We start from the raw sequence: 22,354 nt of genomic DNA on the forward strand, positions 1-22,354 counted from the left end.
CCAACGTTCTGACGCTGCGCAAGCAATAACCTTGCTAAAGGCAGTTGATAGCGCACTCACCACTTATTAGTGACAATAGAAGCTGGGGGTTTAGCCCCTTGCAATCGGCTTAGCGGGTTTAACGGGGTCACGCAGCGTCCCTGGTTATTGGCTAGCTATGCCTTTGTCCTTGTCGGCTTTAAAGCCCCCTGTGTCTACTGGTGCAGGGGGCTTTGTAGACGCTATTTTCATCGCCCTACCGTGCTCATGTATGACCGCTGAACCAAACTTCGTCCTCGATCTCACCCTGGCTTTGGGGTGTTCCGCCATTGGTGGCTATATTGCCCACCGCCTCAAGCAGCCAGCGCTGCTGGGCTACCTGCTCACCGGGCTGGTGATTGGCCCCTTTGGGCTGGGGCTCCAGACCGATGTAGAGCAAATTCAGGCCCTGGCGGAGGTGGGGATTGCCTTTTTGCTGTTTGCCCTGGGGGTTGAGTTTTCGCTCTCCGAGCTGAAACGGGTGCGGGCGATCGCCCTGAAGGGCAGCTTTTTGCAAATGGGATTGACCACGCTGCTGGTGTGTTCGGTGTCGCTGCTCTCAGGTACGGCAGATTCTCCGCTGCAGGGCCTTTTTCTGGGCTTGGTGCTGTCGCTATCGTCAACGGCGGTGGTGCTCAAAACCCTGACTGACCGAGGCGAAACCGCCACCGTTCACGGTCAGGTAATGCTGGGTCTGCTGATCGCCCAAGACATTGCCCTGGGGCTAATGCTGGCGGTGCTGCCGGTGCTCAACCAACCCGATGCCCTGGGGCCAGCCCTGGCGATCGCGGCGCTCAAGTTTGGACTGTTCTTAGCGGGGGCGATCGCCCTGGGCCGCTGGGTGGTGCCCCCCCTCATTCAGCACATTGCCGCCACCGAGAGCAGCGAGCTGTTTTTGCTCACGGTCGTAGCCCTCTGTCTGGGCATTGCCTGGGTGACGTCTATCCTCGGCCTCTCGATCGCGATGGGGGCTTTTGTCGCTGGCCTGATGATCTCCGAGATCGACTACGCCGACCAGGCCTTGGGCAAAATTTTGCCCCTGCGCGACACCTTTGCCTGCCTGTTTTTCGCCTCCATCGGCATGCTGATCGACCCCAACTTGATTCTCAACAACCTGGGCAAACTTTTGGAGCTGGTAGGGCTGATTATGGTGGGCAAGGCGCTGATTGTTTTGCCCATTGTGCTGGGGTTTGGCTATTCGCTCAAGACAGCCGTAAAAGCTAGCTTTGGGCTCAACCAAATCGGCGAATTTTCCTTTGTGCTGGCGCTGATGGGGCTAGAGCTGGGGCTAATTACCGAGCAGCGCTACTCGCTGCTGCTGGGCACGATCGCCATTTCGCTCATGCTCACCCCCCTATGGATCAACCTTGCGCCCCGAGTATCTGACTGGCTCCACGCCCTGCCCGTGCTCAAAGACTACCTCAACCGGGCCGAGGAGCCCAAGCTGCTGTCGGTGCCCGCCGACATTCACGACCACGTGATCGTGGCGGGCTATGGCCGGGTGGGCGAAGTGCTGGTCAACGTGCTGCTCAGCCGCGGCTACCCGGTACTGGTGATCGAAAACAGCGAAACCGCCATTCAGCGCCTGCGCAATCGTCATGCCCCCCTGGTGCAAATTCCCTACGTCTACGGCGATGCCGACAGCGAACTGGTGCTCGAAAAGACCTGCCTGGAGACCGCCAAGGCCCTGGCCATTACCCTGCCCGACCCGACAACGACTCGCCTACTCTTGCAGCGAGCTTTGGCCAAAGCCCCCGAGCTGGATATCATTGCGCGATCGCACAACAACGAAGAGATCGACGTGCTGACTCAGCTAGGGGCCAGAGAAGTGGTGCAACCCGAGTTTGAGGCCGCCCTGGAACTCGGCTCGCACCTGCTCAACACCCTGGGCGAAAAGACCCTCGAAATACAGTCGGTGCTAGATTGGATCCGTCAAGACCGCTACCGCAGCATTCGCCCCGTGCCCCAGGTAGGCAAAGGATGACCAAGCCTGCTAATCAGGCACAGCACCCGTTTGAGCGGTGAATCTCGATACATCGCTGGCGCAAATATCCCTTAGCCCATGGCAGACCACCGCTCAAGTTGGTCAAAAAGCTGTGCCTATTGCATTTTTGGCTAATACGAAAATGGCTTAATGCAAAGCAGCCTTTTTTATAGGCAATCTTCTATAGTTAATATTTAATCCATGCAAAACATGTCTTAATACTACTACTAAAAATAAAATTCTGTGACTCAAAACACTTTTTTAAAGGGTTTCCAAGACTAATATCTAAATCAATGGGGTTTCCACTGTAGATCTAAAGACGCAGTTAATTCTTTCTTAATTGAAAGAATGCAGCTCAGTAGTTCACAACCGAAGTAGTACTGTAAAAACACCTTAATAATTAGAGAGTGTTCTTTTGGGCCTGTGTTTTTGTGCAGGCTACGTAAGGTGTTTTTTTATGCTGTCCTTACGAAGGTTCGGACTGAAAGCCGCGATGCGGTCTTGGGCGACATGCTTGCTTCGTTTCGCTTGCCCTTCTTTAGTGCAGCTTCCCATGATCAGGAAATTGAGGTTAGGCACCAAATTTACGTTACTTCTCACCCTGGTGTTTTTAGCTGGGGTTGTCATTAGCGGTCTCACTCTATCAGCCGCTATGCAGCGCAAGGCTGAGGGAGAGGTAACAGCCAAGGCCGAAATGTTGACCCAGACCATGAACTCGGTCAGAACCTACACCAGCGACAACATTCGCCCTCTGCTGGCCGACCAGCTGGCCACCAGTCCAGAATTTATCAGCGAAACGGTGCCGGCCTACGCTGCCACAGAAGTCTTTGAACAATTTCGTAGCCACCCCGACTACCAGAGCTTTTTCTATAAAGAAGCTACCCTCAACCCCACCAACCCCCGTGACCAGGCCGACGACTTTGAAACCGGTCTGGTCGAACAATTTAGAGCCGAGCCTGAGCTGGCTAAGCTGTCAGGGTATCGCGCCCGCAATGGCGAAAACCTGTTCTATATTGCCCGACCGCTTGCCATTACCAAGGCAAGCTGCCTCGAATGCCACAGCACTCCGGCGGCGGCCCCTAAGAGTCAACTGGTGAGCTTTGGCAGTCAGGGTGGGTTTGGCTGGCAGATGAATGAAATCGTTGCCGCCCAGACTATTTATGTACCCGCCGACGCGGTGTTTCAGCAGGGCCGTCAGTACCTGTTTTTGGTCATGGGCATTTTTGCCAGCATTTTTGCGGCCCTGGGTCTGCTGCTCAATGCGCTGCTCAAGCGCACGGTTATTCAGCCCATTAATCAGCTCACGGCGATCGCGCGGCGGGTCAGCTCAGGCACCATGACCGCCGAACAGGTCAGCGAGTTTAATGCTGCGCCCATGACTGCGGTAGCCCAACGGGCCGACGAACCGGGGCAGCTGGCGCGGGCCTTTCAGGTGATGGCCTACGAGGTCGCCGCCCGCGAGCAAAACCTGAGTCAGGCGGTGGAGGAACGCACCGCGCAGCTGGCTGAAACCACCGAAGCGGCTGAGCGGGCCAGGGCAGAGGCGGAGGCGGCCAACCAGACCAAGAGCCAGTTTTTGGCCAATATGAGCCACGAGCTGCGCACCCCCCTCAACGCCATCATTGGCTACAGCGAAATGCTGAAGGAAGAGCTGACCGATCTGGGCCAAAGTGCGCTGATCTCCGACGTGCAAAAAATTCACGGGGCCGGGCGTCACCTGCTGGGGCTAATCAACAACATTCTTGACCTCTCTAAAGTAGAGTCGGGCAAGATGGAGCTGTTTTTAGAAACCTTTGAAATTGCCCCGATGGTGGCCGAAATTGCCGACACCATTCGCCCGCTGATCGACAAAAATCGCAACACCCTGGTGGTGCATTGCGCCGACGGCATCGACACCATGCATGCCGACATCACCAAGCTGCGCCAGTGCCTGTTTAACCTGCTCAGCAACGCCAGCAAGTTTACCGAAGACGGCACGATTACCCTCACCGTAGAGCCGGTGAGTACTGGGCCAGATATCAAGGCAGAGGCGGCGATCGCCTTTCGCGTGGCCGACACCGGCATTGGCATGACCCCGGAGCAGCAGGCCAAGCTGTTTCAGTCGTTTACCCAGGCCGATTCGTCTACCACCCGCAAGTACGGGGGTACGGGGCTGGGGCTGGTAATTACTAAAAAGTTCTGCGAGATGATGGGCGGCGAAATCAGCGTGACCAGCGCCGCTGGCCAGGGCACCACCTTTAGCCTTCAGCTGCCCGAGCGCGTGCCCGATCTGAGACTCGATGGGAAAGCGGAAGTGGTACAGAGCGCGATCGCCGAGCCCAGCGCGATCGCGCCCATCGAGCACATTCCGACCGCCAGCACCATTCTGGTAATCGACGACGACCCCTCGGTGCAAGACCTGATGCAGCGATTTTTAACCCGCGAAGGCTTCAACGTTTTGGGGGCGGGCAGCGGCTTAGACGGCTTGCAGCTGGCTCGCAGCCACCGCCCCGACGTGATTGTGCTCGACGTGATGATGCCCAGCATCGACGGCTGGACAGTGCTGACCGAGCTCAAGGCCGACCCTGAATTGGCCACCATTCCCGTCGTCATGGTGACCATGGTTGACGACAAAAACCTGGGCTACGCCCTGGGGGCCTCTGACTACCTGCTCAAGCCCATCGACTACGATCGCCTCACCGAGCTGCTGCGCAAGTACAGCACCGAAACTGGCGTCACCTCGGTCATGGTGGTTGAAGACAACGCCGAAAACCGGGAAATGATGCGTCGCCAGCTCACCAAAGCGGGCTGGCAGGTGCTAGAAGCCGAAAACGGTCGCGCCGCCCTAGACCTGATGCAAACCCAGGCACCAGGCATTATTTTGCTCGATCTCATGATGCCCGAGATGGACGGCTTTGAGTTTCTCGACGAGCTGCGCCGCCAGCCCCAGTGGCGCGACATTCCGGTGCTGGTGCTCACCGCCAAAGACCTCACCCCAGACGATCGCCGTCGCCTCGACGGCCAGATTGAGCGCATTTATCAGAAGGGTTCCTTCGATCGCCAGGCATTGCTCAGCGAAATTAGCGATCTGGCCTCGGCGGCGGTTTCGCGCCATGGTCGAGCCAACTCCTAGTGCCCCTGTCTGACAGCCCCTTAGCCATGCCCATGCACTCTTGTAATCGTTGCTGCCCCCATGCCCAAACTGCTGCTAGTCGAAGATAACGAGGTCAACCGAGACATGCTGTCTCGTCGTCTGCTGCGCAAAGGCTACGAGGTGGCGATCGCGATCGACGGTGCCGATGGCGTCTCTAAGGCCCTGTCAGAACGCCCCGACCTAGTGCTGATGGATATTGATCTGCCGGTGATCGACGGCTACGAAGCGACCCGCCAAATCAAGGCCAACCCGCGCACCCAGCACATTCCCATTATTGCCCTCACCGCCCACGCCATGCAGAGCGATCGCGACCAGGCCTTTGCCGCTGGCTGCGACGAGTACGACACCAAACCCGTTGACCTACCCCAGCTGCTTGAGAAAATTGAGCGCCTGCTGGCCAGCGCCCAGCCCCCAGCCCCCCAGGACACCAACAGCCTACCCCAGGACAGCCGCGTGCAGCGGGCGCTGCTCAGCCATCTGCGCCACGAGCTGTGCACCCCCATGAATGCCATCATTGGCTACAGCGAGATGCTGCTCGACGAAATCAAGGGGCAGCCCGACGCGTCGCTGGGGGACGATTTGCAGAAAATCTACACCTGCGGCACCCAGCTGCTGTCGCTGGCCAACGTCATTCTCGACCCCACTCAGTTGGAGGTAGGCCAGTCACCCCGCGACATCAACTCCTTTGGGGCCACCATTCGGCTCGAGATGCTGACCCCCCTCAGCACCGTGATTGGCTACTGCGAAATGCTGCTCGAAGAAGCCTCCCCCGAGATCGTGCTCGACCTCGATCGCATTCACAAAGCCGCTCAACGGCTGCTGGGCATGGTCAACGACATCGTCAATCTGTCACGGCAGCAGCTCCAGCTGATTGACGCCAGCGGGCCAGAGACCACCGATTTGCTGCTCGATGGCACCACCGCATCCAGCCTATTTCGAGCAGCCGAAACCACCATTCGGGCACTCAACCACAGCCCCGTCGACGAGCTGAGCCTCCAGGGGGGCACCATTCTCATCGTCGACGACAACGAAACCAACCGCGATCTGCTGTCCCGTCAGCTTCAGCACCAGGGCTACACCGTAGCGGTCGCCGCCAATGGCCGCCAAGCCCTGGAGATGCTGCAAAGCAGCCCCTACGACCTGATCTTGCTCGACTTGATCATGCCCGAGATGAACGGTTACGAGGTGCTCGGCCACCTCAAGCAGCACCCTACTCTGCACGCTATTCCAGTGATCATGATTTCGTCCCTCGATGAAATTGACAACGTGGTGCGCTGCATTGAAATGGGGGCAGAAGACTATCTCTCCAAGCCCTTCAAGCCAGTGCTGCTGCGGGCTAAAATCACCGCCTACCTAGAGAAAAAGCGGCTCCGCGATCAGCGGGTGATGTACCTGGCCCAGCAGCTAATCGCTGAGGCCACCCCGGTACCCGTGCTGATTTGGCGGCTGTCCGACGGCCTCATTCTCTATGCCAACGCCACGGCCAGCAAAACCTTTGGCCATACCGAACCCGACCTGCTGCACCGCTCCATTGAGGACTTTTATTTTGAGCGGGCCGAGCACCAAACCTTAATTGGCCCCCTGAGCGAAGGCAAGTCAATTCAGCATTACGAACTACAGGGCAAACGGGCCGATGGCAGCCCCTTTTGGGTAACAGCCTCGTTTCAGCCGTTGACCTTTAACGGCGAAGCGACGGTGCTCAGTGCCATGGCCGACATTACCGCCCGCAAGCAGGCCGAAGACTCGCTGCGGCTCACCGAGGAAAAGTACCGCAGCATCTTTGAAAACGCCCTGGAGGGCATTTTTCAGTCGACGCCCTCGGGCCATTTTCTCAGCGTCAACCCCGCCATGGCGCGCATCCACGGTTACGACTCGCCCGAGGCCATGATGGCCGCCGTCACTGAAATTAGCAGCCAAATCTACGTCGATGCCGAACGTCGCCAGCAGCTCATGCAGCAGGTGGACGCCGACGGCGAAATTATCGGCTACGAGTACCAGGCCTACCGCAAAGATGGCGACATCATGTGGCTGTCAGAAAGCGTGCGGGCGGTGCGCAGCGCCAACGGCGAGCTGCTTTACTACGAGGGAATTGTCGAAGATGTGACCAAGCGCAAGCTGGCAGAAGAGGCCCTCAAACGCCAGGTTGACGAGTTGAAGATTGAAATTGACCACGCCAAGCGTGCCCAAGAAGTAGCGGCGATTACTCAAAGCGACTATTTTCAGCAGCTCAAGGCCGAAGCCGAAAGTTTGCGCATGGAAGATGCCGAGGCTATGGACCCGAGCCCCCCAGCCCCAGCCGCCCCCATCAAGGTGCTGCTGGTCGAAGACAACGAAATGAACCGCGACATGCTCTCGCGCCGTCTGCTGCGGCTCAACTACGACGTGCTGATCGCTGTAGATGGCTTGGAAGGGGTAACTATGGCCGCCGCCCACCGCCCCGACATTGTGCTGATGGATATGAGCCTGCCGGTGATGGACGGCTGGGAGGCTACCCAGCAGCTCAAGGCCAATGCCCAAACCGCTCACATTCCGGTAATTGCGCTGACCGCCCACGCTATGGCAGGCGATCGCGAAAAAGCCCTGGCGATTGGCTGCGACGAGTACGACACCAAACCCATTGAGCTGCCCCGCCTGCTCAACAAGATGACGGCGCTGCTGGAAAAGACCAGAGGCTAAAAGCCACGCGCTACTGCATGCGATCGATGGTGCGGTACTGAATTGCTTCGGCTATGTGGTGGGTTTGCAGATTGTCGGCACCATCGAGATCGGCAATGGTGCGACCGACCTTAAGAATGCGATCCATGGCGCGGGCCGAGAGACCCAGCTTGCGCACCGCCCCTTCTAGCAAGGTTTTGCTAATGTCATCCAGCGGGCACCAGTGCTTGAGGTGGCGGCTCTGCATGTCGGCATTGCACTGCAACCCCGACTCGGTTTTGAAGCGATCGCGGGCCCGCTGGCGAGCGGCTTGGACGCGATCGCGCACGGGTTCTGAAGCCTCCCCTGGCTGGTGCTGGGTCATCTCTTCGGGCTTGATGCGGCTGACCACCACTTGTAAATCAATGCGATCCATCAGGGGGCCAGAGAGGCGCGACCAGTAGTTTTCGCGGCTGCGGGGGCTACAGGTGCAGGGCTGCACCGAGTCGCCGTAAAAGCCGCAGGGGCAGGGGTTGGTGCTGGCAATCAGCGTAAACTGGGCTGGGAAAACGACCGACTGGCGGGTGCGGGTGATCGTGACGTAGCCATCCTCAAGGGGCTGGCGCAAATACTCCAGCACGTCGCGCTTGAATTCTGTCAGTTCATCCAGAAAGAGAATGCCTCGGTGAGCCAGCGAAATTTCTCCCGGCTTGGGGTAGCTGCCGCCGCCGACTAGAGATGGCCCCGACGCAGAATGGTGCGGGCTGCGAAAGGGGCGCGTATTCACCAGCGTGCCCTTCTCCTTCAGCAACCCCGCCACCGAGTGAATCTGCGTTACATCCAGGGCTTCTTCAAACTGGAGCGGCGGCAAAATGGAGGGCAACCGGCGGGCCAGCATGGTTTTGCCGCTGCCTGGCGGTCCCACAAAAATCAAATTGTGCCCGCCCGCTGCCGCAATTTCTAGGGCGCGACGGGCCTGGGCCTGACCTTTTACATCGCGCAGATCCAGCGCGTTAGGGGCAGCGTTCATGGCCAAGGTGGTATCGACGGCCACGGGGGTATGGCCTGCGGGATGGTTGAGGAAATCAGCCACCTCCGACAAGTGGTTGAAGCTGTAGACCGTTAGCCCCGGCACCACTGCCGCCTCGCGGCCGTTGTCGGCGGGCACCACCAGGCCGCGAATGCCCAGTTTTTGCGCCGCTGCTGCGATCGGCAACACCCCGGCCACCGCCCGCAGGCTGCCGTCTAACGAGACTTCACCCAAAAACAGCAGGTCATTGAGGGCGTCGGTATTCACCTGCTCGGCAGCGGCGAGAATGCCGACGCTGATGGGCAAATCAAAAATGGGGCCTTCTTTGCGCAGGTCGGCGGGGGTGAGGTTGATGACCACCTTGCGCATGGGGAAGGGGAAGCCCGCATTCTTTAGCGCCGCTTTGACCCGCTCGCGCGACTCTTGCACGGCGGTATCGGGCAGGCCCACGACCACTACGCCGGGCAGCCCACCAGAAATATCGACCTCGACCCCCACTTTGAGGGCGTCGATGCCCACTAGCGCCGCGCTCCAAACCCTTGCCAGCATATTGTGTCCCTAAGATGGCCCCTGATTCTGGCTTTTAGGGTGCCCAGGGGGTGGGGTGCGATCGGCAATTGAGCGCAGAGTGACCTAATTTTGCCTGGGTGCGAGATCAGCGAAGCCCTACTGCCCCACGGGTTTGCCTTTGGCCGCACCCTTGCACCCCATAGCACGTCAGAATATAGTTCATCATAGGTAGAAAGATTCTGGAGAGTAGCTGTGGTTCAGCTCTTAGGTATTGACTACCTGATCGAAGATTATTGCAGCCTAGCGGCTATCAGCTAGCCAACGAAAGCCAGAGGGGTCTTGTCTAGCAGAGCTGACACTCAATACACAATTAGGCAGAAAAAACCGCAATTCTATGGAATCTGATATTGCCTTAACTCCCTTCTCCCCCACTGATGTCGAGCTGTTGAGGCATTGGCTGACTGCTCCTCATGTCGCTGCCTGGTATCACGATCCTGAAGATCATATTGCCTGGGCAACCAATCCACCAAAAAATGGAGATCGAGCGCTGATCACGGTTGAAAGCCAAGCAGTTGGCTACATGCGATGGCAGTCTGTGTCGCGTGAAGTTTTGGATTCAGTGAGTCTCTACGAGATCCCTGCCGGATCGGTTGATGTCGATATGCTTATTGGGAATTTGGAATTTGTGGGGCAAGGGATTGGACCGAAAGCACTTCTGGTATTGGTGTCACAGCTTCGCCAACGAGGAGATGTGCCGTTAGTTGGGCTGACTACAAGTGTGCAGAATCTGTCTGCACAGCGCGCATACACCAAAGCTGGCTTTCGCATTCTGCGAGAATACAACCCTCCCGGATATGGTCGTTGTTATCTGATGGTCTGTAGCCTCAACGAAAATGCCTAACATTGCGCTGAATCAGAACTGACTATAGGTTGTCTGTTGAGTTGCAGAGGTTATTTTCGTCCGGTTAGCTTGGTTTTCAAACTATTTTGAGAGTAATAGAGAGACTCAGACACCGTACCCGTCTGAAGTCAAAGTAGCGCTGTATCTATGTCAGATAGCGTCTGAGCTGTTGTGCTAGGACTTGCACGTGGGGTTGTTTTAACAGCGATAAATGATTACCGGGAACTTCGTGCAGTTCAATGTTTTTAACTAATTCGCTCCAGCCTAGTGTTTCATCATGTCGATTGGCATCTGATTGATCTGCTGCCTTGAATAACGCAATCGCGTGGGAGTAGGGCCGAGGCACATAATCGTGGGTTGCCTGACTATGCGCATAGACAATGGGCAGCATGGCGTTGATGGCAGATTCATTTAACAGGCGCAATCGAGACTCTTCGGGAATCAATCGGGTGATGGCCGACCATTGCCAGCGGGAGAACCAGGGATTTTTAGATTGCAGGCGGTGGGTTGCCAGGGCACTAAAATCTAGCAGGAATGGCAGGGTAGACCAGAGGGCAGTTTTCATCAGAAACTTAAAACTCTGGCAGAAAGAAGGTTTGGTGCAGGGAGCCGTCGTATCGAGAATGGCCAGCAGCTCAACTGTTTCGCCTGCTTGAGTGAGTTGTTGCGCCATCTCAAAGGCGACTAACCCTCCGAAAGACCAGCCTCCCAGGTAATAAGGCCCGTGGGGCTGAAGGGTTTGAATGGCCTGAATATAATAGGCCGCGATCGCCTCCATTTTATTTAGGGGACGAGATTTGCCGTCTAATCCTAAGGGTTGCAACCCATAGAAACTGCGATCGCTTTGCAGGTGATGGGCCAGTTCCATGTAGGGAAACACGACCCCAAACATAGGGTGCACACAGAAGAAGGGAGGACTGCTGCTGCCCAAAGCCAGGGGAACCAGCGGCGAAGTAGGGGACGGGATGACTGTGTTGAGTGCTGGCGCTTCCGGTTGGGGATGAACAGGAGCAACCTGAGCAGGCTGGTTGAGCAAAGTCGAGGATTTGCGTCGGTAGGCGGTGCGATCGAGCCGAACGAGGGGAGGTGTGCTTGGGGCGGTATCGCGCAATGCGTCGAGGATGGGTGCTAACTGGGCAATGGTGGGAGCGGCAAAGACGCTCTTGAGCGGGAGTTCTAACTCAAAGGTGTCGCGGATGCGCGAGGTCATTTGGGTGGCGAGTAGGGAATGCCCACCCAACTCAAAAAAGTTGTCGTGACGGTCGACCTGCTTGAGTTGTAGTAGGTCTTGCCAGATCTCAATGAGAGTCGTCTCGGTTGAGGTTTGGGGTGCATTTGCCACAGGTGAAACGCTGCTGTGCGCGTGGTCGAGCGGGGGGAGGGCACGCCGATCGACCTTACCACTCGAATTTAACGGGAGGGCGGCTAACGGTACAAAGGCGGCCGGAACCATGTAGTCGGGTAACGTCTGGCTGAGGTGTTGCCGCAGCTCAGGAACGAGTTGGCGAGCGACATTTGCCTGAAGTGGATGGTTGGTGAACAGCTGGGGCGATCGATCACTGCGCCGCAGTGCAGCATCCGCTGCATCAACCCCATGACGAATCAACACCACATCATAGTCTCCAGTCTCGGTCGAGGCTGACCAGGTAATCTCTACTGTGTAGGGCAGTGCTGTTTCTAAATTCCACCAGTCTTGCGGGTCGATCGCTGAGTTTTCAGTGTCTTGCAATAGCTCCCGCATTCGCCCAACGGTTTTAGGTGTTTTCTTCTGCTGGAGCCAGTTTGCTGTTGTAACAGCGGCATTCACTCGGCTATTGGTCACGTTCGTGACGGTGAGGGTTTCTGGCTCAGTGGCAAGGAGCTGCTGGTGTATCTCTTGAACGGTCACTGGATGCTGTTTCCAGTTGATTTGCTCCCTCGTGTTTGCTTGGATAGCGGTTGTAGGTTGGGTTTCGTGCCTCAACCCAACATCGCAAGATCGTCCCATTTGCAGCAAAGCATTGTAGCGGAACTGAGTCATTTCATTCTGACTATGACCTCGTGTCAGGCGAACGTGAACCTGTTTGATTTGGGCAAACTGCTCTTGCAGCGCATAAAAGAATGCCGGATCGATCGCCAATTCTGGCTCTTCAAACTGCGATCGCTCAACTTGATGCCAGAGTTGCGATCGCTCTACACTATCATCGGCCTGAACAAACTTCATCCAGCTATGAAATGCAGATAACAAAGGTAGGTTTCGCACGTCTCCAATAAATAGAACACCACCCTCTGCTACGGCTTCAATGGCTTTTTTCAAAACCTGCATTAAGTAGGTTTCAGTCGGGAAATATTGCACAACCGAATTCAAAATCACGACGTCAAATGACCCTAGATCAATTCCCTCAAAGTCGGTTGCCATGCGGTGCAAAAGCTCAACATGAGAGAGATTGAGTGTGTCTATTTGATGCTGAATTGACGCTAGAGAAACAGCCGAAAAGTCTGTACCTACGTACTGTTGACAGTGTGGTGCAATTTGAAACAGCAACAACCCTGTGCCGCACCCGATTTCCAAAACGCGTTTAGGTTTCAGCGCTAGAATTTGCTGAACGCGATCGCTCACCCATTCCTTCATTTGCTCCAGCGGAATGGGATCTCCGGTATAGCTGCTGTTCCATCCGGTGATGTTAAAGGGCTGGGGGCTGAGGGCTGGAGGCTGAGTAGGTTCTGTGGATTGGTAGGTTTGATTGTAGAGGGTTTGCCACTGTTGCAGGTGCTGAGTTTGGAGCGATCGCGTACTTTCTTGCAGATATTGAGTATCAAGGCTGAAGTAGGCAATCAGGGACGATGCAGCGGACGGGATGACAACGGCATCTTGAATTGCGGGATGATGCTGTAAAGCTGTTTCAATTTCACCCAATTCAACCCGAAATCCTCGGATTTTGATTTGATGATCTACCCGACCCAAAAATTGGATAGTGCCGTCACGGTTGTAGAGAAGGCGATCGCCTGTTTTGTAGAGGGTTGAGTGCTGTTTATCGGCTGTGGAATCTGTGGAAAAGGCACTTTTTAACTCAACACTCAGCCCTAGAAACTCAGCACTGACAAACCTTTCCACTGTCAACTCCGGGCGATTGAGATAGCCCTGCGCCACTCCTGCTCCGCCGATGTACAACTCCCCTGGAATGCCTGCCGGAACGGGATTTAAGTTGGCATCTAAAATATAGACCTGAGTATTGAGAATAGGGCGACCAATTGTCAGGGGATTGTCGCCTGGCTGAAGTTCGGCAACGGTTGCCCAGATAGTAGCTTCGGTAGGCCCGTACGCGTTGAAGAAGCGGCGGTTGACAGCCCAGCGATCGATCACCTGGCTGGAGCAGGCTTCTCCCCCGGTGATTAACACCTGAAGGTCAGGCAATTCCCTAGGGGGCAGAACGGCGAGTACGGCTGGCGTGAGTAGGGCATGAGTGATGGCGTTCTCTTGCAGAAATTCTATTAGTGCCATACCCGGCAGTTGGGCAGCCTTGGGAGGAATATACAAGGTGCCGCCAGAGCCAAGGGCAAGGGCAATTTCAAAAATGGACGCATCAAAGCTAAGAGAGCTAAATTGCAAAACTCGGCTGGTGCGGGTGAGCTGAAAGACCTGTTGTTGAGCCTGTACAACGTTACACAAGCCCCGATGAGGGAGGAGAACGCCTTTGGGGGTGCCCGTGGAACCAGAGGTATAGATGACGTAGGCGAGATCGGAGGAATCCTTATCCCCTAGATTCCTTTCCCGATAAGAAGGGGGCAACTGAGGATGAGGTTGATCTAAACAAACGACCTGCGCCTGGGATGCAGGCAAGGATTTTACTAACCAGGATTGCGTCAGCAGAATGGAAATTTGAGTGTCTTCAAGAATGAATTGGAGGCGATCGCTTGGATAGGTCGGATCAAGCGGCACATAAGCTCCTCCCGCTTTGAGAATGCCGAGAATGCCAATCACGAGGTCGGCAGAGCGCTCAGCACACAACCCCACCAGTGAATTGGGCCGAACTCCCAGTTGTCTCAGGCTTTCTGCTAACTGATTCGCCTGGGAATCGAGTTCCTGGTAGGTCAGAGTTTGAGCTTCAGTGACAAGGGCGATCGCATCTGGAGCTTGCTTGGCGTGGGCTTCAACAGTGTGATGGAAATAGACCGGCTTCTTACCAGGTTGCCCCTGATAAGAAACTTCAGCAGCACTTCCGATTTCCCCTTTATCAAGGGGGGCTAGGGGGGATCTCCCAATGCTCCAGTCATACAAAATCTGTTGCCGCTCCTCAGACGTAAGCAACGGCAGGTCTGATAATCGGGCATCTGGATTCGCGACAATTCCTTCTAGAAGCGTTTGAAAATGACTGACTAGACGAGCAATTCTGTCACGATCAAATAAATCAGTGCTGTAGGAAATGAACCCGCTCAAACCGTCCTGCGATCGCCACAAACTCTTTAAACCGTGGGCAGATTCCCATAGGTGAACCTCCAGGTCAAAGCGGGTGCTGGCAGACTCTAGGGGGGCGGGTTCTAGCGTCAGGGCCGGTAGTTCTAGGGACTGCACAGGGGCATTTTGCAGGGCAAAGGCCACCTGAAACAAGGGATTGCGGCTCAGGTCGCGATCGGGGTCTAGTTCTTCAACCAGTTTTTCAAAGGGTAAGTCTTGATGCTCATAGGCTCCCAGGGCAACCTGGCGAACCCGCCCCAGCAACTCGCGAAAAGTTGGATTGCCCGATAGGTCCGACCGCATCACCAGGCTGTTCACAAAAAAGCCAATTAGCCCCTCCACCTCGCTGCGATGACGGTTAGCGATGGGAGATCCGCTCGCGATATCCTCCTGCCCTGTGTATCGGTAAAGCAAGGTTTGAAACGCTGCTAGCAGCGTCATAAATAGAGACGTTCCAGACTGCTGGCTGAGCGTTTCTAACGCCTGAGAAAGGGTAGGGGAAATGTGTAAGGGATAGGTCGCGCCTCGATAGGTTTGAACAGCAGGACGAGGGCGATCGCTGGGCAACTCCAGCAGCGGCAAATCTTGCAATTGTTGCCGCCAATAACTCAACTGTTTCTCTAAAACCTCTCCCTGCAACCAGTTGCGCTGCCAGCGGGCAAAGTCGGTGTACTGAATGGGCAAGGGAGGTAGGGTCGGCAATTGATGCTCCACAAATGCCGTATAAAAATACCCCAATTCTCGAATCAATACCCCCAAAGACCACCCATCGGCAACAATGTGATGCATGGTCAGCAACAACACAGATTCTGCTGCATCAAAGTGCAGCAAGGTCACGCGCAACAGAGAATCGGTCGTCAGGTTGAAGGGGCGTTGGGCTTCAGCCGTCGCTAATTGTTGGCGAATGCGATCGCGTTCACTAAGCGCAACCGACTGTAGATTCACGACGGCAAGTTCGACGTTGGCATTGGGTTCAACCACTTGAACGGGTTGCCCATCTACGGTTGTAAATCGGGTACGCAGGGCAGCATGACGACGCACAATTTCTTGAAGCGATCGCTCTAATGCCGAGCGATCAAGCGTTCCCGCCAGGTGAATGGCGGCAGGTACGTTGTAGAAGGGGTTATGAGGAGCGAGCTGGTAAAGAAACCACAGCCGCTGTTGGGCAAAGGAGAGGGGGGAGGGAGTGGATGGGTGGGAGGGTGGATGGGTAGGAGGGTGGATGGGTGGATGGGTGGATGAGAGGCTACCGTTTAACTGTGGTTCTTTGCTGTCTGGGTTTGCCTGTAAGTAGGTAATGAGTTCGGCTTTGCGGTCGGTTAGTTCTTGGCGGAGGGCAGGGGTGAGGGTTCCTTCGGGAGCGTTACAGCGGAGTCGGGTCTGGTTATTTGCAACGCTAGAATCGGGTTCGAGGGAAAGCTTGATATCCAGGTCGTCGAGGTGAGAAATAAAGTCAGCGATCGCCCAGGTGGTCATAGGTCTATTTCCTCACGTCGTTGAGAATTGGTTCGGCTGCGATCGCTGATTGACGCGATGTTGGGTTGAAGCGTTGCCTGAAGGGTATTGATTTGCTGCGCTAGTTCAGCAATGGTTGGGGTTTCAAAGATGCTGCGCAGGGGCAACTCGATATGCAGGCGATCGCGTACCCGTGAAACGAACTGAGTGGCCAACAAAGAATGGCCTCCCAGCTCAAAAAAGTTGTCGTGAATGCCCACTTGCTGGTGCCCCAATAGCTGCATCCAAAGGTCTACTAGCGTCGTTTCTAAAGACGTTTTAGGAGCTGTCGTTGCACTGGATGCTGCCCTATGCAGCGTTGGTGGGGGTAATGCTTTTTGGTCTACTTTGCCATTGGCCGTTAAAGGAAGCGCATCTAGCACCACAAACGCCGTGGGAATCATGTAGGCAGGGAGCCGTTTCTTGAGCAGCGATCGCAGTTCTCGTTCTGGTGGGGCTGCCGCTGCGCTGGAAGCAATGTAGGCAACTAGCTGCCGATCCTGGTCAATTTCGCGCACGACAACGACCGCTGCTTGCACCGATGGGTATTGTGCGATCGCTTGCTCAATTTCACTCAACTCAACTCGAAATCCTCGAATTTTGATCTGGTTGTCTACGCGCCCCAAAAATTCTAAATTGCCGTCGGGGTGATAAAGCGCGCGATCGCCTGTTCTATACAGAGTTAAGTTCTGGCACTCGTTATAGGCAGAATTTGGATTTGATAGCTTTGAACGAACAAACTTTTCATTGGTCAACTCTGGATGGTTCAAATATCCGTCTGCCAACCCATCACCACCTAAATAGATCTCACCAACTACCCCAGCGGGAACAGGGTTTTGATGGGCATCCAGTACGTAAACTTGAGTATTGGCGATCGCTCTGCCAATAGGAATTGTGGTAGCAGTTTCTGGAACTTCCTGGATCTCATACCAGGTGGAAAAGGTTGTGTTTTCTGTAGGACCATATACGTGGAGCAAGTGCTGAGGTTTGCCCTGTTGCACCAGCGATCGCACCCGATCGACGTTTACCGTTTCCCCCCCAAACAGCAGATACTTAAGCGATCGAAAAGCATCGGGAACTTGGCTAACGGTTTGATTCAACAAAGCCGTGGTGAGAAACAAAATACTAATATTCTGCTGCTGCAGTATGTCAGAAAAATCAGCGGGAGACAGCGTGATATCTCGCTCGATACCAACTAGGTGTGCGCCATTTAACAATGCACCCCACACTTCAAAGGTGGCGGCATCAAAGGCGAGGTTTGCCACTTGCGCCACGCGATCGCTAGTTGTAATCTGCACGTAATTGGTATTGCACACCAGCCGATTGACCGCTCGATGGGGCACCACAACGCCTTTGGGGGTTCCCGTAGAGCCGGAGGTGTAGATGACGTAGGCAGGCTGATCGGCAGTACAGGGAGTGGATAGGTTCTGGTCTGATTCCTGGGCGATCGCATTCCATGCTTGCTCCAAGCAAACCACTTCGGTAGTCGCCGTTTGCAATTCGTCTACCCAGTTTGCTTCGGAGAGAATGACGGTAATGCCCGCATCCTCGACCATGAAGCGCAACCGTTCTGCCGGATAACTGGGGTCGAGCGGTACGTAAACTCCTCCCGCTTTGAGGATCGCCAACATGGCCGCGATCGCGCTTATCCCCCGTTCCAGGCAGATGCCGACGGGCATTTCTGCACCAATGCCCAACCGTTGCAAGTATCGCGCCAGTTGGTTGCTGCCCTGATTCAACTGCTGATAAGTGAATTGTTGGTTGCCAAATTGCAGGGCGATCGCATCGGGTCGTTCTCTCACCTGCACTTCAAACAGATGATGAATGCACTCGTTGGTAGGATAGCTGGACTGGTTGCTGCTCCAACGATGGAGCAATTCTTGTTGGTCTTCAATGGTTAGCAACGGCAGGGCAGAAAGCGGCGTTTTGGGGTTGGCGACAATGCCCTCCAGCAGCGTTTGAAAATGCTTGAGCAGCGATGCGATCGCGCTGGCTTCAAACAACTCGGCGTTGTAAATCACCATGCCGCGCAGCCCGTCTGATTGCTGCCAACCCTTACCCCATAGATTTCTGAAGTTATCGCCGCAGGTCCAAAGGTAAAATTCCAGATCAAAGCGGGATGTCTTAATCTCCAGATCCACCGGGTTGAGAATTAACCCCGGCAATTCTAGCTGCGTCATCGGTGTGTTTTGCAGAGCAAACACCACTTGAAACAGGGGATTTTGACCGAGGTTACGAACGGGCTGTAGTTCCTCGACCAGCTTTTCGAAGGGTAAATCTTGATGATCGTAGGCGGCTAGGGTGACCTCTCGTACTCGCCCTAACAATTCTAAAAATGTCGGGTCGCCCTCTAGGTTAGTCCGCAGAACCAGGCTATTCACAAAAAAGCCGATCAGTCCTTCCAATTCACTCTGGTGTCGATTGGCAATGGGAGAGCCGATCGCCAGGTCGGTTTGACCAGTGTAGCGGTGCAGCAGGGTTTGAAAGGCCGCCAACAGGGTCATAAACAGCGTTACATTCGCCTGCTGGCTCAGCTTTTCTAACGCCTCCAACAATCGCTGGGGCAACTCCAGCAGTTGACTCGCACCCTGATTCCCCTGCGATAGTGGTTGCCCCGACGCAGGCGACGACGCACCCGGCAATTGCAGAACTGGGATATCTTTTAACTGTTGCTTCCAGTAGCTCAACTGGGTATTTAACACGTCACCCTGCAACCATTCCCGCTGCCAGTGGGCAAAATCTGCGTACTGAATCGGTAATTCGGGTAGTGCGGTAGATTTGTTTTCGACTGAGGCGGCGTATCCTTCACCCAATTCTCGAATCAAAATGCCGCTTGACCACTCATCAAAAATGATGTGATGCAGCGCAATTAGCATCAAATGTTCGTCATCCTGCAGTTGCCACAGCTGCACTCGAAAGAGCGGTCGTTGCTTGAGGTTAAACGGGTGTTGAATAGTTTGCCAAATGTCTTGTAACGCTATGGCTTCGCGCTGGTCGGCAGGGTGCGATCGCAAATCTGTTAACGGCAGTGGCACATCTATCTGATCCACGACAATCTGCATCAACTGCCTGTCAACCACATCAAACGAGGTTCGCAGAATTTCGTGCCGCTGCGCGATCGCCTGCATACTGCGCTGGAGGTGCGATCGCTGTAAATGACCGCTCAGCCGAAACACCAGGGGACTCGTATAGAGGGAGTCTCCCGGCAGTAGTTGGTCAATAAACCACAGACGCTGCTGGGCAAACGAGGCGGGAAAGACAAAAACATCTGCCTCGGTGTGCGCCTGAGTCGGTTCATCTACAATCATTCACGCCTGCACTAGTTAAACCCCACTTTGTTGTAGGGAAAAAGAAGGATTTAAAATTATGCTTTAAGGTAGATTTTGACTAAAATTTCTGTGTCTTTTTGTTGCGTGTATCTCTAATAATTCCACCGCACTGGAACAAAAGGAATGCGCTATTGAGCCACACAAGTCATTGCGTTCTGTGAGCGGCAGCGTTAACCGACAACAGGTATCGCCATCAGAACCGCTAGGACATAGCCCATACCCACAGCGCGAAGGCAACCTCCTCAGCGCTGTGGCAGGTTTGGCAGCCTATTCCCTGGGCAACCTAGCGTTGAAGCATTGAGCGCTGGATCGCAACGTCTATGGCACCGACGGCAGACATCATTATTATTGGGGCGGGCATTTCGGGGCTAGCGGCGGGCTGCTACGCCCAGATGAACGGCTATCGCAGCATTATTTTTGAGGCCAGCGACCTGCCGGGTGGGCTTTGCACCGCGCGATCGCACCAAAACTACACGTTCGATGGCGGCATTCACTACATCTTTGGCACTGGGCCAGGGCAGCCCTTCTACTCGCTCTGGCAAGAGCTAGGGGCGGTACCAGAGCTGGAGTTTGTCAACCAGTCTGAGTTTATGCAGATCCGTGGCTCCCAGGGCGAGGTGCTGCGGGTGCACAGCCAGCCCGACCAGCTGCAAGCACACTTGTTGGAGTTGGCCCCGGAGGATGCCAAGCTGATCGAGGGCTTCTGCAAAGGCGTGCGCAAGTTCAAAGAGTTTGACCTGTCGATGCTGCAACAAAAGCCCAAGTCGCTGATGACCGCCGCCGACTGGGCGCGACTGGGCAAGCAGGTGCTGCCCTTTATGGGCGTGCTGGGCAAGTGGAGCCAGCTGTCGCTGCGCGATCTGGCGGCTCAGGCAAAAAATCCCTTTCTGCGAAGGGCGATGCCCCACATGTTCGCCTGGCCAGACGTGCCAGTGATGGTGGGCATGTCGCTGCTGGCCTACCTGGATAACGGCAACGCGGGGTTTCCGGTGGGGGGCGCATTGAGCTTTACCAATGCCATCGAGCAGCGCTACCTGGCCCTGGGCGGCGAAATTTACTACTCTGCCCCGGTGGAGCGGGTGCTGGTAGAGAACGACCAGGCAGTAGGGGTACGCCTGACCACCGGCGAAGAACACCGGGCAGAACGGGTGCTCTCCGCCTGCGACGGTCGCCGCACTATCTTTGACTTACTCAAGGGCAAGTATATCAACCGCAGAATTGAGAAACTCTACGACGGGCATCTGCCCCTGCACTCGCAGTTTCAAGTGTCGCTAGGGGTGGCTATGGATTTTGCCCAGCAGCCCGCCTGGGTGACCCATTTGCTGGAGGAACCCGTGGCGATCGCAGGCCAAGACCACTGCGAAATTGGCGTCAAACACTACGGCTTCGACCCATCGCTGGCCCCGCCCGGCAAATCGGTCGTCAGCCTGATGCTGACTACCCACTACCACGACTGGCAGACCCGCTACAACGACGGCACCCCCAGCCGCGATGCGGAGATGTTGATCGATCGCATGGAGGCGTTTTACCCCGGTCTAAGAGCCGCGATCGAATGTATGTCTGTGACCACACCCCTCAGCCTGGAGAAAGCTACCGGCAATTGGCAGGGGGCCAGCAGCGGCTGGCTGCTAACCAAAGACACCCTGCCCTTGATGATCAAAGGCGTGCCCAAACGCCTGCCGGGGTTAGACCACTTCTACATGGTGAGCCAGTGGACCGAGCCAGGCGGCAGCCTGCCCATCGTGGCGCTGTCGGGCCGCAACATGGTCGCTGAAATTTGCCGCGAAGATGGGCGCACCTTTGAGGTATCTGTGCCCAACTAGCACTCACAATTCCCTCCGGCGAAAGGTTATGAATTGCGATCGCACGTCAAGCTTCGTTGCGGTCTTTCGCCCACTGCCAACCTTCAGCAGGACAATAGAACTAAAGGGATTTGGTTGCAAAGAACCAGCCCTAAAGGTGCAGTGCACCGGGAGGATCGCCCTATGCTGTCCCTCATATTCACTTACCACGACAGGTTGTACCTAGCCACCGAACTCGGTGCTCTGGGGCTAGTGCTCTTGCTGTGCTGGCTAGCACCTCGTCTAGATCACGATGTCTAGATCATGATCGGCCCTAGCCCCAGTCGCCTGCTGCCTCACCTGGCCTCACGCACCAGTTCCAGTCACGGGAGAATGCCATTATGTACCGCAAAATTCTAGTCGCCCTAGACAATAGCCCCACCAGCGACGGCCTATTTGCCCATGCCCTGGAGCTGGCCCAGGCAACGGGGGGCGAGCTGCTGCTGGTGCACAGCCTATCTGGTCAAGAAGATAGCAGCCCCCTGCCAATGTCGGCGACGCTCGACGGCATCTACTGGGCTCCCGGTACTGAGCTAGACCTAGAGGCTTGGCGGCAAGAGTGGCGGCGCTACGAAACTAATAGCCTGGAGCGGCTGAGAAATTATGCGGCGATCGCCAATACGGCCGGAGTCTCCACCAAGTTTCGCCAGCTGATTAGCAACCCTGCCACCGCTATCTGCAAAGCGGCTCAGGAGTGGGGGGCCGACCTAATTTTGATTGGCACCCGGGGCCGCACCGGTCTGAGCGAACTGGTGCTGGGCAGCGTTAGCAACCACGTTATGCACCGCGCCCCCTGCTCTGTACTGGTGATGAAAGCGACAGCCCTGCACGAAGCTGGAGCAGCGGGATCCGCAGCAGGCAGCAGCTTGAGGTAGCTGTAACGATTCGTGATCTTTTTAGCCAATTTTCCTGGGGAAAACCGAGAAAATTGTGGGGAAAAGCGACATCTTTAAAGGGGATAACCTCTTTCATTGGTAGTAGATCGTTTCAGCCACTTCCATAGGTGTGGAAACTGACGACTATTCCCCACACCTTTTCCCCAGTA

At 55.5% G+C, this 22,354-nt stretch carries 9 protein-coding genes and 2 pseudogenes; 8 read left to right on the plus strand and 3 right to left on the minus strand.

Features of this window, described 5'->3' with window-relative positions; genetic code table 11:
* The first annotated feature begins 250 nt into the window (after positions 1 to 250).
* The 5 genes and pseudogenes from IQ265_RS21395 (at position 251) to IQ265_RS30170 (ending at position 7,811) form a co-directional block, all read left to right on the plus strand.
* Entirely contained in the window at positions 251 to 2,002 is a 1,752-nt protein-coding gene (locus IQ265_RS21395) for a cation:proton antiporter (RefSeq protein WP_194057345.1), read from the plus strand.
* A 553-nt stretch (positions 2,003 to 2,555) separates the two neighbouring features.
* Positions 2,556 to 5,114 carry a response regulator gene (locus IQ265_RS21400; RefSeq protein WP_194057347.1) on the plus strand — a complete coding sequence of 853 codons (2,559 nt, stop codon included), beginning with the start codon at positions 2,556 to 2,558 and terminating at the stop codon, positions 5,112 to 5,114.
* A gap of 60 nt (positions 5,115 to 5,174) precedes the next feature.
* A pseudogene (locus IQ265_RS30160) lies at positions 5,175 to 5,531 on the plus strand (response regulator); the annotation flags it as partial.
* Between the two features lie 57 nt (positions 5,532 to 5,588).
* A pseudogene (locus IQ265_RS30165) lies at positions 5,589 to 7,256 on the plus strand (PAS domain S-box protein); the annotation flags it as partial.
* A gap of 150 nt (positions 7,257 to 7,406) precedes the next feature.
* Positions 7,407 to 7,811: a response regulator gene (locus tag IQ265_RS30170; RefSeq protein WP_194057554.1), complete on the plus strand. Its 405-nt coding sequence runs from the start codon at positions 7,407 to 7,409 to the stop codon at positions 7,809 to 7,811.
* 10 nt (positions 7,812 to 7,821) lie between these two features.
* Here the strand turns inward: IQ265_RS30170 and IQ265_RS21430 are convergent, their stop codons facing one another.
* A complete protein-coding gene (locus IQ265_RS21430; RefSeq protein ID WP_194057350.1) occupies positions 7,822 to 9,348 on the minus strand; it encodes a YifB family Mg chelatase-like AAA ATPase in 1,527 nt (508 codons plus the stop codon).
* A gap of 355 nt (positions 9,349 to 9,703) precedes the next feature.
* Between IQ265_RS21430 and IQ265_RS21435 the strand changes: the two genes are divergently transcribed.
* On the plus strand, positions 9,704 to 10,210 hold the full coding sequence (locus IQ265_RS21435) for a GNAT family N-acetyltransferase (protein WP_194057352.1): 507 nt from the start codon (positions 9,704 to 9,706) through the stop codon (positions 10,208 to 10,210).
* Positions 10,211 to 10,355: 145 nt separating this feature from the next.
* Here the strand turns inward: IQ265_RS21435 and IQ265_RS21440 are convergent, their stop codons facing one another.
* Positions 10,356 to 16,121 carry a non-ribosomal peptide synthetase gene (locus IQ265_RS21440; protein WP_194057354.1) on the minus strand — a complete coding sequence of 1,922 codons (5,766 nt, stop codon included), beginning with the start codon at positions 16,119 to 16,121 and terminating at the stop codon, positions 10,356 to 10,358.
* Complete coding sequence (locus tag IQ265_RS21445; RefSeq protein WP_194057356.1) at positions 16,118 to 19,447, minus strand: non-ribosomal peptide synthetase; 3,330 nt, start codon at positions 19,445 to 19,447, stop codon at positions 16,118 to 16,120. The genes IQ265_RS21440 and IQ265_RS21445 overlap by 4 nt, the downstream gene beginning before the upstream one ends.
* Positions 19,448 to 19,788: 341 nt before the next feature.
* On the opposite strand from IQ265_RS21445, the gene IQ265_RS21450 reads away from it, so the two are divergent.
* Entirely contained in the window at positions 19,789 to 21,291 is a 1,503-nt protein-coding gene (locus IQ265_RS21450) for an NAD(P)/FAD-dependent oxidoreductase (RefSeq protein WP_194057358.1), read from the plus strand.
* Positions 21,292 to 21,650: 359 nt separating this feature from the next.
* Positions 21,651 to 22,184 (plus strand): universal stress protein, encoded by a 534-nt coding sequence (locus IQ265_RS21455; protein WP_194057360.1) that lies wholly within the window; start codon positions 21,651 to 21,653, stop codon positions 22,182 to 22,184.
* Positions 22,185 to 22,354 lie beyond the last annotated feature (170 nt).

It is taken from the genome of Nodosilinea sp. LEGE 06152, assembly GCF_015207525.1.
Lineage (GTDB): Bacteria > Cyanobacteriota > Cyanobacteriia > Phormidesmidales > Phormidesmidaceae > Nodosilinea.

Excerpts from the sequence above, each read along its gene's own strand:
- IQ265_RS21445 (WP_194057356.1), bottom strand. The coding sequence starts at position 19,447 with ATGATTGTAGATGAACCGACTCAGGCGCACACCGAGGCAGATGTTTTT.
- IQ265_RS30170 (WP_194057554.1), top strand. The coding sequence starts at position 7,407 with ATGGACCCGAGCCCCCCAGCCCCAGCCGCCCCCATCAAGGTGCTGCTG.
- IQ265_RS21440 (WP_194057354.1), bottom strand. The coding sequence starts at position 16,121 with ATGACCACCTGGGCGATCGCTGACTTTATTTCTCACCTCGACGACCTG.
- IQ265_RS21455 (WP_194057360.1), top strand. The coding sequence starts at position 21,651 with ATGTACCGCAAAATTCTAGTCGCCCTAGACAATAGCCCCACCAGCGAC.
- IQ265_RS21430 (WP_194057350.1), bottom strand. The coding sequence starts at position 9,348 with ATGCTGGCAAGGGTTTGGAGCGCGGCGCTAGTGGGCATCGACGCCCTC.
- IQ265_RS21450 (WP_194057358.1), top strand. The coding sequence starts at position 19,789 with ATGGCACCGACGGCAGACATCATTATTATTGGGGCGGGCATTTCGGGG.
- IQ265_RS21400 (WP_194057347.1), top strand. The coding sequence starts at position 2,556 with ATGATCAGGAAATTGAGGTTAGGCACCAAATTTACGTTACTTCTCACC.
- IQ265_RS21435 (WP_194057352.1), top strand. The coding sequence starts at position 9,704 with ATGGAATCTGATATTGCCTTAACTCCCTTCTCCCCCACTGATGTCGAG.
- IQ265_RS21395 (WP_194057345.1), top strand. The coding sequence starts at position 251 with ATGACCGCTGAACCAAACTTCGTCCTCGATCTCACCCTGGCTTTGGGG.